General features: G+C 68.2%; 12 protein-coding genes. All 12 read left to right on the forward strand.

What is annotated here, in order from left to right; genetic code table 11:
* Positions 1 to 128 precede the first annotated feature (128 nt).
* A complete protein-coding gene (locus AC5P99_RS14595; protein WP_169448107.1) occupies positions 129 to 2,021 on the forward strand; it encodes a S8 family serine peptidase in 1,893 nt (630 codons plus the stop codon).
* Positions 2,022 to 2,158: 137 nt separating this feature from the next.
* On the forward strand, positions 2,159 to 3,880 hold the full coding sequence (gspE, locus tag AC5P99_RS14600) for a type II secretion system ATPase GspE (protein WP_005408024.1): 1,722 nt from the start codon (positions 2,159 to 2,161) through the stop codon (positions 3,878 to 3,880).
* Positions 3,881 to 3,904: 24 nt separating this feature from the next.
* On the forward strand, positions 3,905 to 5,125 hold the full coding sequence (xpsF, locus tag AC5P99_RS14605) for a type II secretion system protein XpsF (protein WP_049451368.1): 1,221 nt from the start codon (positions 3,905 to 3,907) through the stop codon (positions 5,123 to 5,125).
* A 50-nt stretch (positions 5,126 to 5,175) separates the two neighbouring features.
* Positions 5,176 to 5,619, forward strand: a complete 444-nt coding sequence (gene gspG / locus AC5P99_RS14610; RefSeq protein WP_004142831.1) for a type II secretion system major pseudopilin GspG — start codon at positions 5,176 to 5,178, stop codon at positions 5,617 to 5,619.
* Between the two features lie 6 nt (positions 5,620 to 5,625).
* Complete coding sequence (gene xpsH / locus AC5P99_RS14615) at positions 5,626 to 6,120, forward strand: type II secretion system protein XpsH (RefSeq protein WP_005412202.1); 495 nt, start codon at positions 5,626 to 5,628, stop codon at positions 6,118 to 6,120.
* Entirely contained in the window at positions 6,117 to 6,542 is a 426-nt protein-coding gene (gene xpsI / locus AC5P99_RS14620; protein WP_049451369.1) for a type II secretion system protein XpsI, read from the forward strand. The genes xpsH and xpsI overlap by 4 nt, the downstream gene beginning before the upstream one ends.
* Complete coding sequence (locus AC5P99_RS14625; RefSeq protein ID WP_005412204.1) at positions 6,539 to 7,171, forward strand: type II secretion system protein J; 633 nt, start codon at positions 6,539 to 6,541, stop codon at positions 7,169 to 7,171. The genes xpsI and AC5P99_RS14625 overlap by 4 nt, the downstream gene beginning before the upstream one ends.
* Positions 7,168 to 8,031 (forward strand): type II secretion system minor pseudopilin, encoded by an 864-nt coding sequence (locus AC5P99_RS14630; RefSeq protein ID WP_005408029.1) that lies wholly within the window; start codon positions 7,168 to 7,170, stop codon positions 8,029 to 8,031. Before AC5P99_RS14625 ends, AC5P99_RS14630 begins: the two co-directional genes overlap by 4 nt.
* Complete coding sequence (locus tag AC5P99_RS14635) at positions 8,028 to 9,173, forward strand: PilN domain-containing protein (RefSeq protein ID WP_012479115.1); 1,146 nt, start codon at positions 8,028 to 8,030, stop codon at positions 9,171 to 9,173. Before AC5P99_RS14630 ends, AC5P99_RS14635 begins: the two co-directional genes overlap by 4 nt.
* Positions 9,148 to 9,861: a type II secretion system protein GspM gene (gene gspM, locus AC5P99_RS14640; RefSeq protein ID WP_088436099.1), complete on the forward strand. Its 714-nt coding sequence runs from the start codon at positions 9,148 to 9,150 to the stop codon at positions 9,859 to 9,861. Before AC5P99_RS14635 ends, gspM begins: the two co-directional genes overlap by 26 nt.
* Positions 9,851 to 10,645, forward strand: coding sequence for a type II secretion system protein, XpsN-like (locus AC5P99_RS14645; protein WP_005408032.1), 795 nt, complete (start codon positions 9,851 to 9,853; stop codon positions 10,643 to 10,645). Before gspM ends, AC5P99_RS14645 begins: the two co-directional genes overlap by 11 nt.
* A 9-nt stretch (positions 10,646 to 10,654) precedes the next feature.
* Positions 10,655 to 12,856, forward strand: a complete 2,202-nt coding sequence (gspD, locus tag AC5P99_RS14650) for a type II secretion system secretin GspD (RefSeq protein WP_495213269.1) — start codon at positions 10,655 to 10,657, stop codon at positions 12,854 to 12,856.
* Positions 12,857 to 13,390: the final 534 nt, after the last annotated feature.

The following is a 13,390-nucleotide window of genomic DNA, read 5'->3' on the forward strand; positions in this document are numbered from 1 at the left end:
GCCGGCGCAGCACCTGCAACGAGGGCCTGGGGGGAGGTCACGGCAATCCCGGCTGGGCCGGCCGGGAGTCGTCAAGGAATGATGGCCGCAGTGTTGGTTCGATCCATGACCCAGAAGAGGAATTCGACGTGATCAAGAAGCAGAACCTTCGCATCAATGTGTTGGCAGCCGCCGTGCTGTCGCTGACCGGTGTTGGCCTGGCACAGGCCGCCGACCTGAAAGCAAATGCGCCGTTGTCCGGCCCGAAGACGCAGCAGGTTGATGGCATCATCGTGAAGTACCGCGCTGGCAGCGCCGCAGCTGCCGATGCGAACGCCAAGCTGGCCGTGGTCAACTCGGCCATCGCCCGCGCCGTGCCGGCAGGTACCAACGCGGCTGCGCGCAGTGCCGCGCTGCGCCCGCAGGTGGCCCGCAAGCTGGGCATCGGTGCCGATCTGATCCGCCTGCAGGGAGGGATCGCGCGCGCCGAACTGGACAAGGTGCTGGGCGAACTGAAGGCTGACCCGACCGTCGAATATGCGGTGGCCGACGCCATCATGTATCCGATCGATGCCGCGTCGTCGTCGCGTGCGGATGCCGTCGCGAAGTCCGATGCGTCGCCCAGCTTCGTGCCCAACGATCCGTACTACCAGAGCCACAACTGGCACTTCCACAACCCGGTCGGTGGCGTGAACGCACCGGCCGCATGGGACGTCTCGCAGGGCGAGGGCATCGTGGTGGCCGTGCTCGATACCGGCATCCTGCCCGAGCACCCGGATTTCGCCGCCGGCACCCTGCTGGAGGGCTACGACTTCATCAGCCAGGCCAGCCGCTCGCGTCGTGCCGCCGATGGCCGCGTGCCGGGTGCACTCGACTACGGTGACTGGATGCCCACCGCCAATGCCTGCTACGACGGTTCGCCGGTACGCGACAGCAGCTGGCACGGTACCCATGTGACCGGCACCATCGCCGAGGCCACCAACAACGGCCTGCATACCGCCGGCCTGGCCTACAAGGCCAAGGTGTTGCCGGTGCGCGTGCTCGGCTACTGCGGTGGCACCCTGTCGGACATCACCGACGCCATCACCTGGGCCTCGGGCGGTACCGTGGCCGGCATCCCTGCCAACCAGAATCCGGCCGAGATCATCAACATGAGCCTGGGCGGCTCCGGCAGCTGCGATCCGGCCTACCAGGCGGCCATCACCGGTGCCACCAACCGCGGTACCCTGGTGGTGGTGGCAGCCGGCAACGACTCGATGAATGTCGCCAACGCCCGCCCGGCCAACTGCGATGGCGTGGTCTCGGTCGGCGCGACCGGCATCACCGGCGCCATGGCCTACTACTCCAACTTCGGTACCCGCATCGATCTGTCCGGCCCGGGCGGTGGCGTCACCGACGGCAATCCGAACGGCTATGTATGGCAGGCGGTGTCCAGCAGCAAGACGTCGCCGCCGGCAGCCGGTTCCACCGAGGGTTACACCCTTGGCGGCAAGGCCGGCACGTCGATGGCGGCACCGCATGTGGCTGCCGTCGCCGCGCTGGTGCAGAGCGCGCTGATCGCCGCCAACCGCGACCCGCTCGCGCCGGCGGGCATGCGTACCCTGCTGAAGGAAACGGCACGTCCGTTCCCGGTCAGCATTCCGTCCGCCACCCCGATCGGTACCGGCATCGTCGATGCCAAGGCCGCGCTGGACAAGGCCCTGGAAGAGCCGTGCACCGAGAACTGCGGGCCGGTGGCCAAGCCGCTGACCAACAAGGTGGCCATCGGCGGGTTGAGTGGTGCCGCCGGCAGCAGCGTCCTTTACAGCTTCGAAGCCGCGGCAGGCAAGCAGCTCAGCGTCATCACCTATGGTGGCACCGGCAACGTCTCGGTCTACCTGGCCAAGGGCCGCGAGCCGAGTGCCACCGACAACGATGCGCGCTCGACCCGTCCGGGCACCTCGGAAACGGTGCGGGTGACGGCACCGACTGCCGGCACCTACTACATCAAGGTGGTGGGCGAGGCGGCTTACAGCGGTGTGAGCATTCTCGCCACGCAGTAAGCGCGCAGTGCGGTAGTTGAATGGCCGAAGCCCGTCACCCGCATGTGACGGGCTTCGTCTTTTTACGAAAGCGGGCGGCGGGGCGACGGAAATCACGACGTAACTGCTAAAGTCGAGCCGATTGACAGGAGAGTCACGTGAACGCCCTTGCTGCAACCGCTGCCGACGACGCCGAAGGCCGCATCCTGGATGCGTTGTTGGCGCGTGGTCGCCTCAAGGAGAGCGATCTTGCACGGGCACGGCCGCTGCACGCGGAGGCCGGCGGCAGCCTGCTTGGCCTGCTGGTGCGGCTGGGGCTGGTGTCCGAACGTGACCAGGCGCAGGCCAGCGCCGAGGTGCTGGGCCTGCCGCTGCTGGATGGCAAGCAGCTGCCGGATTCACCGCCCCAGGGTCTGGCCGAGGGCCTGCCGCTGTCCCTGCGTTTCCTCAAACAGTTCCATGTATGCCCGCTGGCGCTGGATGAACAGGGTGTACGGCTGTGGCTGGCCGATGCCCACGATCCCTATCCGCAGCAGGCTGTGCAGCTGGCACTTGGCGTACCGGTGACCCCGGTGCTGGGCATGCGTGCGGAGATCGATGATCTGGTCGAGCGCTGGTTCGGCCAGGGCCGCAGCGCGATGGGCGCGATTGTTGAAACCGCAGACGGCGAGGGCGGCGCGGTCGACGATATCGAGCACCTGCGCGACCTGGCCTCGGAAGCGCCGGTGATCCGCCTGGTCAACCTGGTGATCCAGCGTGCGGTGGAACTGCGCGCTTCGGACATCCACGTCGAGCCGTTCGAAAGCCGGCTGAAGGTGCGTTACCGCGTCGACGGCGTGCTGGTGGAAGGCGAAAGCCCGCCGGCCAACCTCACCGCAGCGGTGATCAGCCGCATCAAGATCATGGCCCGCCTCAACATCGCCGAGCGCCGCCTGCCGCAGGATGGCCGCATCATGCTGCGCGTGCAGGGCAAGGAGCTGGACCTGCGCGTGAGCACGGTGCCGACCGCGCACGGCGAGAGCGTGGTGATGCGCCTGCTCGACCGCGAAACGGTGGTGTTCGATTTCCATCGTCTCGGCTTTACCGATGCGTTCCTGCCGCAGTTCCGCAAAGTGCTGGAACAACCGCACGGCATCCTGCTGGTCACAGGCCCGACCGGTTCGGGCAAGACCACCACGCTGTACACCGCGCTGAGCCAGCTCAACACCGCCGACGTCAAGATCATCACGGTGGAAGATCCGGTCGAGTACCAGATCGAGGGCATCAACCAGATCCAGGCCAAGCCGCAGATCGGCCTGGACTTCGCCAACGCACTGCGCAGCATCGTGCGCCAGGACCCGGACATCATCATGATCGGCGAAATGCGCGACCTTGAAACCGCGCGCATCGCGATCCAGTCGGCGCTGACCGGCCACCTGGTGCTGTCCACCCTGCACACCAACAATGCGGCCGGCGGCATCACCCGCCTGCTCGACATGGGCGTGGAGGACTATCTACTCACGTCCACCATCAACGGCATCCTGGCCCAGCGCCTGGTGCGTCGGCTGGAGCCGACCCACGCCGAGCGCTATGAAGCCTCGCCGGAGGAGATCGAGCGTTTCGAGCTGCGCCGCCTGCAGCCGGAAGGGCCGATCCATCTGTACCGCCCGAAGCCTTCGGCACTGGCGCCGACTGGTTACCTGGGCCGCACCACCATCATGGAATTCCTGGTGATGAACGACGCGCTGCGGCGTGCGGTGATGCGCCGCGATGGCATGGGCGAGATCGAACGCATCGCCCGTGAAGCCGGCATGCGCACCATGTACGAGGATGGCCTGGCCAAAGCACTCAGCGGCCAGACCACCATCGAGGAAGTGCTGCGCGTGACCGAGGAAAGCTGATGCGCGCAGGACGCCGGGGCTGACATGCCGAACTACCGCTACAAAGCGCTCAATTCGCACGGCGAGATATTCGACGGGCAGATGGAAGCCGCCAGCGAGGCCGAACTGGTCGCGCGCCTGCAGGATCAGGGCCATCTGCCGATGGAGACCCAGCTGGCCGATGGCGGCGTGGTCGGCGGCAGCAGCTGGCGCACGCTGCTGCGCCAGCGCCCGTTGCAGGGCGCGGCGCTGCTGCAGTTCACCCAGCAGCTGGCGACCCTGCTTGGTGCGGGCCAGCCGCTGGACCGTGCACTGTCGATCCTGCTCGGGCTTCCGGAAGACGAACGCTCGCGGCGTGCGATCACCGACATCCGCGACGTGGTGCGCGGCGGTGCGCCGCTGTCGACCGCGCTGGAGCGCCAGCACGGCCTGTTCTCGCGCCTGTACGTGAACATGGTGCGTGCCGGCGAGGCGGGTGGCAGCCTGCACGAGACCCTGCAGCGGCTGGCCGACTACCTCGAACGCAGCCGCGCGCTGCAGGGCAAGGTGATCAACGCACTGGTCTATCCGGCCATCCTGCTGGTGGTGGTGGGCGGTGCGCTGCTGTTCCTGCTCGGTTACGTGGTGCCACAGTTCGCGCAGATGTACGAAAGCCTGGACGTGGCGCTGCCGTGGTTCACCAATGCGGTGCTGCAGCTGGGCCTGTTCGTGCGCGACTGGTGGGTGCTGCTGCTGGTAGTGCCCGCACTGCTGGCATTGTTCTTCGAACGCAAGGTACGGCAACCGGCGTTCCGGCTGGCGCTGGATGGATGGCTGCTGCAGCGTCGCGGCATCGGCCGCCTGCTGGCCGAACTGGAAACCGCGCGGCTGGCGCGCACGCTGGGCACCCTGCTGCGCAATGGCGTGCCGCTGCTCGGGGCGCTGGGCATCGCACGCAACGTGCTGGGCAACCGCGCGCTGGCCGCTGATGTGGAAGCGGCCGCCGACGAAGTGAAGAACGGTGCCGGCCTGTCGCTGGCACTGTCGCGCGGCAAGCGTTTCCCACGCCTGGCCCTGCAGATGATCCAGGTCGGCGAGGAATCCGGTGCCCTCGATACCATGCTGCTGAAAGCTGCCGACACGTTTGAACAGGACAGCGCCCGTCGCATCGACCGCCTGTTGGCCGCGATGGTGCCGGCGATCACCCTGGTGCTGGCCTCGGTGGTCGGTGCGGTGATCGTCGCCGTGCTGGTGCCGTTGTACGACCTGACCAATGCCATCGGCTGATGATGGCTCCCTACGCAACCCCCGACACTCCGCAACTGAAAGGACCGACCATGATTGCTTCCCGTCGACCGATCCGCCTTTCCTTCACTGCCGCGCGCAACCAGTCGGGCATGAGCCTGCTGGAAATCATCATCGTCATCGTGCTGATCGGCGCGGTGCTGACCCTGGTCGCCAGCCGCGTGCTGGGCGGTGCCGACCGTGGCAAGGCGAACATCGCCAAGGCCCAGGTGCAGACCGTTGCCTCCAAGGTCGACAACTACCAGATCGATACCGGCAAGCTGCCTGGCTCGCTCAACGATCTGGTGACCGCACCGGCAGGTGTCGGCGGCTGGCTGGGCCCGTACGCCAAGCCGGCCGACCTGAATGACCCGTGGGGCCACGCGCTGGAGTACCGCGCGCCGGGCGAAGGCCAGCCGTATGAACTGATCAGCCTGGGCAAGGACGGCAAGGCCGGCGGCAGCAGCGTCGACGCTGACATCCGCTACCAGCCGTAACCGGGCATGACGCATTTCCTGCCGCGCCGGCTGCCTCGCCCGCGCCTGCACGGCAGGCGCGCAGCGGGCCTGTCGCTGCTGGAAATGCTGCTGGTGATCGCGCTGATCGCCGCGATCGGCCTGATCACCGCCGCGGGTCTGTCGCGCGGCTTTGCCGGCATGCAGCTGCGCAGCGCCGGCAAGGACATCGCCAACCAGCTGCGCATGGTGCGCGCCCAGGCCATCGCGCGCGGTGAGCCGCAGCGCTTCGTGATCGAACCGGCGCGTCGCCGTTGGCAGGGGGCCAACCAGAGGCAGGGCGATGTGCCGACGCAGCTGCAGGTGCAGTTCGAAGGTGCCGCGCAGCTGGCCACCGCGCCGGGGCAGGGCGTGATCGAGTTCCATCCCGATGGTGGCTCCAGTGGTGGCCGCATCCGCCTGCAACGTGAGGGCGCCGAATGGCGCATCGATGTCGGCTGGCTGACCGGCGAGGTCCGCTCCGGCCCGTGGCAGGCGCCATGAAGCGGCAGGCGCGTGGTTTTACGTTGCTGGAAGTGATCATCGCCTTCGCCTTGCTGGGCCTGGCGCTGACGCTGCTTCTGGGCAGCCTGTCAGGTGGCGCGAAACAGGTCCGAGAGGCCGAGCTGCGCACGCGTGCGGTGCTGCATGCGCAATCGCTGCTGGCCGAAGCCGGTGTCGCCGCGCCCTTGCAGGTGGGCAGCCAGCAGGGCGACTGGGAACAGGGCCGATACCATTGGGAGCTGCAGGTACAGCCATGGGTCGAGCCGCGTGCCGCCAACGCGGTACAGGCACAGGCGCAATCGCCGGGGGTTCCCTGGCTGGCCGAGCTGCAGCTTCAGGTACGCTGGGGCGAAGGCGAACGCGAACAACTGCGCTGGCGCAGCCTGCGCCTGCTGCCGCCGGACCTGGAGAGCGCGCGATGAAGCGACGCGCCGCAGGATTTACCCTGGTGGAAGTGATGTTGGCCACGGTGCTGTTGGCCGGTGGCCTGGCGTTGGCCTTTGCCAGCGTGCGCTCGGCGATGGCGGTGAGCCAGCGTGGCGAGCAGATTGCCGCCGAGAGCGAACGCATGCGTGCGGTCGAGGCTCTGCTGCGGCGGCAGCTGGCCGGTGCGCTGCGCACGCCGCTGGAAGTGCCCGATCCCACCCGCGAACCGATCTTCTTCCAGGGCGAAGAGCAACGCATGCTGTTCGCGGCCGATCTACCGGGCTATCTGGGCCGTGGCGGTGCCTACCTGCACGCACTGCAGGTGGATGGCCGCAGCGGCCAGCAACGCCTCCTGCTCGACCTGGTGCTGCTGCAGGAGGGCGAGCGCATCGCCGAAACTCCGCCGCGCCCACCGGAGGTGCTGGTGGAGAACCTCAAGTCGGTGCAACTACGCTATCGCGGCATCGATGCCAGCACCGGGCAGGTGACTGATTGGACGCCGCGCTGGGATGACACCCGGCGCCTGCCGATGCTGGTGGAGATCCAGATCGTGCCCGCCAAGGGCGCTCCCTGGCCTGCACTGGTCGTCGCTCCGCGCGCGGGCGGCAGTGGAGGAGCGCGATGAGCCGGGCGCACGGCGCGGCGCTGGTACTGGTCCTGTGGCTGATCGCCCTGATGACGGCGTTGGTGGGCGCGTTCGCGTTGAGCGCGCGGGTCGAGCACCTGCAGCAGCGGGTGCTGGATGATGATGCGCGTGGCCAGGAGCGTGCACGGGCGGGACTTGAGTACGCGCTGACGCGCCTGTCCGCCGATCCGCAGCGGGCGCCCTGGCGCGCCGATGGCCGTGTCTATCGTTGGCAGTTCGATGACGCCAGCATCGAGATCAAGGTGCTGGACGAGAACGGCAAGATCAACCTGAACCTGGCAGACGTGGCCCTGCTGAGCGCCTTCCTCAAGGCGCTGGGTGAAGACGAAGCGCAGGCCCGCCAGCTGGCCGGCGCGATCGTCGACTGGCGCGACGAAGACAGCCTGCTGCAGCCCGGCGGCGGTGCCGAAGCGCCCGACTATGCCGCAGCAGGCCTGCCCTATGGCCCCCGCAACAAGCGTTTCGAGACGCTGGGCGAGCTGCAGCGGGTACTCGGCATGCGCGGCCCGCTGTACCAGGCCATGCTGCCGCACCTGACCCTGTACAGCCGCCAGGCGCGCCCGGATCCCCAGTTTGCCAGCGCGCCGGTGCTGACCGCACTGGGCCTGGATGCGGATACCGTGCTGGCGCAGCGCGCACAGCAGGAGCGTGACGCAGATACCGCTGGCGGTGCGACAACGCTTGCCAGCAGCAGCGGCACCTATAGTATCGAGTCTCGTGCAACCGACGGCAGTGGACGCCGGTCGGTGTTGCAGGCAGTGGTACGCAATGGCTCGGGCGGGGTTCCCGGGCGGTCCTACACAGTGCTTCGCTGGGAGCAGGGAATGACAGCAAGATGACGGCATGGCAGGACAGTGTGCGGCAGGTACAGGGCCGGATCGGCCCTGGCGCCGGCCGTTTCCTGCGCTGGTGGCGGCAATCGCTGCTGGCCTGGGTGCCGGCACGTTGGCAGTGGGCACTGGGCTGGGCACAGGCGCGCCTGCTGCTGCAGCGCGAAGGCGACCACCTTCAGGTCTGGCGTGAGGCGGGGGAGCGCCGCGAACCGGTCGTACGGCTGCCGTGGCCGCTGTCCCCGGCCGAACTGGATCGCGTGCTGGAAGCCCGCCTGCGCAGCTTGCCGCGGGTGTGGCTGCTGCCGGCAAGCGATGTGCTGCGCCGGCAGCTGCGCCTGCCGGCGGCGGCGGCTGACCGCCTGCGTGCGGTGGTCGGTTTCGAGATCGACCGGCAGACGCCTTTTGAATCCAGCCAGGTCAGCTATGACGTGCGTGAACGTGGCGCGGCGGGCGAGGGCCAGCTGCAGGTCGAACTGGTGGCCTGGCCGCTGCGGCAGCTCGAGGCTTGGCGCAGCAACGTGGGCCAATGGGCCGATGCACTGTCCGGCGTCGATGCCATTGATGCGCAGGGCAACATCCTGCAGGTGAACCTGCTGCCGCCCGCGCAGCGTCAGCTGCAGGCCGACCCGATGCGGCGCTGGAACCTTCTGCTGGCCGTGGCCGCGGTGGTGATGCTGGTGCTGTCTGGCCTGCAGGTGCTGGACAATCGCCGCGCGGCAGCCGACGAACTGCGTGCCCAGGTGGAGCGCAGCGCGCGCAGTGCGCGTGGCGTGGCCAGCGAACGTGCCCAGCTGCAGGCGCTGATCGACGGTGCCGCGTTCCTCGAAAAGCAGCGCGGCCAGCGCGCGGGTACGGTGGAGATCTGGAACGAACTGACCCGGCGCCTGCCGGAGGGAACGTACCTGGAAAAACTGGCCATCGAGAACAACAACCTGCAGCTGATCGGCCTGAGCCGCGAGGCCTCGCAGCTGGTGCAGCTGCTGCAGGATGCGCCGCAGTGGCGCAAGGTCAACCTGACCGGCGTACTGCAGGCCGATGGCGCCGCCAGTGGCCGCGACCGCTTCACCATGACCGCTGAACTGCAGCCGTTGCCGGCGGCAGCCCCGAACCGGGAGGCGGCCGATGCCGATGCCAAGCGCACGCCGTGACCGCTGGCTGGCACTGGCACTGTTGCTGGCAGTGCTGGGCCTGGCCTACCTGCTGCTGGTGCACCCCTGGTTCACCCAGCCGCTGCGCGAAATCGATGCTGATGTCGCCGCCCTGCGCGAGCGCGAGCAGCGCGTGCAGGCGCAGCTGCAGCAGCAGCCGCAGATCGAACAGCGCCTGCGTGCCACCCGCGAGGCACTGCAGCAGCGGCCGGGCTTCCTGCGCGAGGCCACCGCCGAGGCTGCAGCCGCTGCGCTCGGCGCGAAGCTGCAGGATGCGGTGGCGATGGCCAGCCCGGGCAACCGCAGCTGCACCATCAGCAACCGCACGCCGCTCACCGACAACCGCCGCGACGCCGAGTTCGTGCGCGTCGCCATGCAGGTGCGCCTGCGCTGTGGCGTGGCCGAACTGGCCACGGTGCTGCACAGCCTGGAGACCGGCAGCCCGCGCCTGTTCGTCGACAACCTCAACCTGATCGCGCAGCGCTTCCAGCAGTCGCCGAATGAATCCGGGCTCGGCCTGGATGTGTCATTCGAACTGGCTGGTTACCTGCTGCCCGGGGCTGCTGCCGATGGCAGTGCGCCGGCGCCTGCCGTCGCACCGGTATCCGCGCCGCAGCCGCCTTCAGCGGCACCCGCTCCCGCACCGGCGGCGCCGGTCGAGGGACAGGAGGTCGCTGATGAAACTTGAGCAGATCAGCCTGCGCACCGGTTTCCTGCTGGCCCTGGCCGGTTGGGCTGCGGCGGTCTGGCTGGCCACCGGCTTCGGTCTGGGCAGCCAGCTGCCAGGTGCGGATGGCGATGCCGATGCGGTGCCTTCGCTGCCGGTGCTGCCGCCGTTGGCCGCAGAACGCATGCCCAGCGCCGACAGCTACAGCGCGATCGGTGAGCGACCGCTGTTCGCCGAGGACCGCAGGCCGAAGCCCTACCTGCTCGGTGGCAGCGAGCCGGCCGCCAGCGCCGCGCTGCGCCTGACCGGCGTGCTGCTGACCGGTGACTTCGGCATGGCCACCTTCACCACCGAACAGAACCGTTCGCTGCGGCTGCGCCTCAACGGCGAAGCGGTGGACGGCTGGCAACTTGTGGGGCTCGCGCCGCGCCAGGCCACGGTGATCGGCCCAAGCGGCAGCCAGGTGCTGGAACTGGCCGTGTTCAATGGCCAGGGCGGCGAGCCGCCCACCGTACTGCGGGGTGCCAATGGCGCGCCGCCGGCGGGTGCGGTCGTTGTGCCGCCGCCGGCGGGCGCACCGCCGATGCCATCCCCACCTCCGGCTGCTGCAACCGCAACCGCGCAGCCGCAGCCCGCCAGCAGCGTGCCATCAGCCGCCGCCGCGGCGCCTCCTGCCAACACCAATGGCCCCAGCGAAGCGCAGATGCAGGCCATCCGCGAACGCATCCAGGCCCGTCGCCGCCAGCTGCAGCAACAACAGCAGCAACAACCGTCGCCGCCCCCGGGCGATGGCACCAACCGATAGAGTGAATGCATGAGCCTGCGTTTTCTTCCCTGGTCCTTTGCCCTCGCGCTGCTGGTCGGCTGCAGCACCATGTCCGCGCCGCATGTGCAGCGCAAGGGCAATCTGTCGCCCACTGCCGAGGCCGGCCAGGCCGCTGATGTCGCAGCAGATGCTGCCCGAGACGCCCAGGGCGCTCCGCAGGCGGTGATCCGCCGTGGCACCGGCACCATGATCAACCGCGAAGCAGCACGTGCACCGGCACCGGCGCTGCATGGCGCCAGCACCGGTGAAGCAACCTTCAATTTCGAAGGCGAGTCGGTGCACGCGGTGGTCAAGGCCATCCTCGGTGACATGCTGGGCCAGAACTACGTGATCGCACCGGGCGTGCAGGGCACGGTCACCCTGGCCACGCCCAAGCCGGTGTCGCCGGCCCAGGCGTTGAACCTGCTGGAGATGGTGCTGGGCTGGAATAATGCCCGCATGGTCTACAGCGGTGGCCGCTACAACATCGTCGCTGCCGACCAGGCGCTGGCCGGTACGGTTGCGCCGAGCACGGCGCCTGCAGCCAGTGCGCGTGGCTTCGAGGTACGGGTGATCCCGCTGCAGTTCATCTCCGCCACCGAGATGAAGAAGGTGCTGGAGCCCTATGCGCGGCCCAATGCCATCGTCAGCGTCGACAGCGGCCGCAACGTGATCACCCTGGGCGGTACCCGCGCCGAGCTGGAAAACTACATGCGCACCGTCGAGATCTTCGACGTCGACTGGCTGTCGGGCATGTCGGTGGGCGTGTTCCCGATCCAGTCGGGCAAGGCCGAGCAGGTCGCTGCCGACCTGGAGAAGGTGTTCGGCGAGGAGAGCAAGACCCCCAGCGCCGGCATGTTCCGTTTCCTGCCGCTGGAAAACGCCAACGCCGTGCTGGTGATCACCCCGCAGGTACGTTACCTGGACCAGATCCAGCAGTGGCTGGACCGTATCGATACCGCCGGTGGCAGCGCCCGCCTGTTCTCCTACGAGCTGCGCTACATCAAGGCGCGCGACCTGGCCGAACGCCTCAGTGAAGCCTTCGCCAGCAGCGGCAACCGCGGCGGCTCCAGCCCGGCATCGCTGGCACCCGGCGCGCTTCCATCGCAGCTGGGCAGCGACGGCGAGCGCGGCATGGACAGCAACAACAGCAGCAGTTTCGGTTCGACCCCGGGCAGTGGTTCCAGCGGTGCCGGCAACGGCAGCATGAACCTGCCGCAGCGCCAGTCCGGCAACGTCAGCGTCAGCCTGGAAGTGGAAGGCGATCGCGTGGGCGTGTCGGCGGTGGAGGAGACCAATACCCTGCTGGTGCGTTCGACCCCGCAGGCCTGGCGCTCGATCCGCGAGGTGATCGAGAAGCTGGACGTGATGCCGCTGCAGGTGCACATCGAAGCCCAGGTGGCCGAGGTGTCGCTGGATGGTGACCTGAAGTACGGCGTGAACTGGTTCTTCGACAATGCCGTGGCCGGGCGTGCACTGACGGGAGCATTGGGCGGCGTGACCCTGCCGGCAGCAGCGGGTGGCTCCTGGAGCAGCTTCGCCGGTGCCGCGACCGGTGGCGAAGGCCTGGGCTGGGCATTCACCGGGCACAATGGTGCGGCGGTGGTGAGCGCGCTGGACAAGGTCACCGATGTACGCCTGCTGCAGACCCCCTCGGTGTTCGTGCGCAACAACGCCGAGGCCACGCTCAACGTGGGCGACAAGGTGCCGATCAACACCACCACGGTCAACACCGGTATCGGCACCGGCACCTACAGTTCGGTGCAGTACATCGACACCGGCGTGATCCTGAAGGTGCGCCCGCGCGTAACCCGCGATGGCACGGTGTTCCTCGATATCGTGCAGGAAGTGAGCAGCGCCTCGAACGTGCCCGACAACTGCAATCCGACCGAGCGCAACTGCAACCCGCGGATTTCCACCAAGAAGCTGTCGACCGAAGCGGCGGTGCAGAGCGGCGACACCATCATGCTGGCCGGCCTGATCACCGATTCGGCCACCGATGGCAGCAGCGGCATTCCCGGCCTGAGCCGGATTCCGGTGGTCGGCGCGCTGTTCGGGCAGAAGAGCCGCACCAGCCGCCGTTCGGAGGTGATCGTGCTGCTGACCCCGAGCATCGTGCGCAACGGGCAGGAAGCGCGGAATCTGACCGACGAGTACAGCCAGCGCTTCCGTGCGATGGAGCCGCTGAACCAGCCGCGCGCAAAGAAGTAAGGGGTTTACGGCCGGGCTGCGCCCGGCACCCGCAGAGGCCAGAGCCGGAGCAAGAGCCAGAGCAACGGCAACAGCGGGTTTACTGAGGGGTGGCGGGGCACTGTGGGTTTGCGGGGACGCCGTAAATACGTCCATGTAGGCTTGGTCGCCGCATCCATGCGGCTCACACCCCGCAAAACCCACAATGCCCCGCCTTCGACAGTTTCCTGCTGCTGTTGGCAGGTGTCGACCTTGGTCGACACGATCCACGCCATGCGTGGATGACTCTCCCGAATATTTCGATATCTGTGAGATCTGAGCCGAGCATGGCTCGGCTCTACAGAAGTTAAGGCCGAGAGGTCGCGGAAAACTGTCGAAGGCGGGGTGAGTCCGGTTGTGGGGGCGTGAGCCGCATGGATGCGGCGACCGAGCTTACATGGGTGAGGGCGCTTTGCTTGCGAAGCACTGCTTCGCAAGCGCCCGAACGCACAGCCGCCAGCGGCTGGGCCGGGCCCCGGAAGGGGGACTTGCAGCGTCCCCCGCAACCGGACCCAC

It is taken from the genome of Stenotrophomonas sp. YJH_SMC_80, from assembly GCF_059372495.1.

Excerpts from the sequence above, each read along its gene's own strand:
- xpsF (WP_049451368.1), top strand. The coding sequence starts at position 3,905 with ATGCCGAACTACCGCTACAAAGCGCTCAATTCGCACGGCGAGATATTC.
- gspG (WP_004142831.1), top strand. The coding sequence starts at position 5,176 with ATGATTGCTTCCCGTCGACCGATCCGCCTTTCCTTCACTGCCGCGCGC.
- xpsH (WP_005412202.1), top strand. The coding sequence starts at position 5,626 with ATGACGCATTTCCTGCCGCGCCGGCTGCCTCGCCCGCGCCTGCACGGC.
- xpsI (WP_049451369.1), top strand. The coding sequence starts at position 6,117 with ATGAAGCGGCAGGCGCGTGGTTTTACGTTGCTGGAAGTGATCATCGCC.
- AC5P99_RS14625 (WP_005412204.1), top strand. The coding sequence starts at position 6,539 with ATGAAGCGACGCGCCGCAGGATTTACCCTGGTGGAAGTGATGTTGGCC.
- AC5P99_RS14630 (WP_005408029.1), top strand. The coding sequence starts at position 7,168 with ATGAGCCGGGCGCACGGCGCGGCGCTGGTACTGGTCCTGTGGCTGATC.
- AC5P99_RS14635 (WP_012479115.1), top strand. The coding sequence starts at position 8,028 with ATGACGGCATGGCAGGACAGTGTGCGGCAGGTACAGGGCCGGATCGGC.
- gspM (WP_088436099.1), top strand. The coding sequence starts at position 9,148 with ATGCCGATGCCAAGCGCACGCCGTGACCGCTGGCTGGCACTGGCACTG.
- AC5P99_RS14645 (WP_005408032.1), top strand. The coding sequence starts at position 9,851 with ATGAAACTTGAGCAGATCAGCCTGCGCACCGGTTTCCTGCTGGCCCTG.
- gspD (WP_495213269.1), top strand. The coding sequence starts at position 10,655 with ATGAGCCTGCGTTTTCTTCCCTGGTCCTTTGCCCTCGCGCTGCTGGTC.